Annotated in this window: 1 protein-coding gene; it reads left to right on the top strand. The window is 45.8% G+C overall.

What is annotated here, in order from left to right; genetic code table 11:
• Positions 1-238 (top strand): hypothetical protein (locus tag H3S94_RS11805; RefSeq protein WP_198241188.1); only part of this gene is annotated, 238 nt, incomplete at both ends.

Below are 238 nucleotides of genomic sequence, written 5' to 3'. Positions count from 1 at the left end.
CTTTATCGCATCTCCGACATCCTTTAACGCAGGTGATAGCAAAGGATCAACACTCACCTTTACAGCGAAGGACACCAATAAAAATGCCATCACAGGATTAGGTAACAAACTTACCTTTGAAATTGTTGACGGGGGCGGTAACAAGCCGGATATGAACAAGGTTGTTCTGTCGAACATTCAAGAGACACCGGCTCAAAGCGGCATTTATGTAGCCACATTGCAAGGCACGCTTGTCGGA

This window comes from Bartonella sp. B10834G3, assembly GCF_016102505.1.
GTDB lineage: Bacteria > Pseudomonadota > Alphaproteobacteria > Rhizobiales > Rhizobiaceae > Bartonella > Bartonella choladocola.
This window is presented reverse-complemented; position numbering and strand designations above follow the sequence as displayed.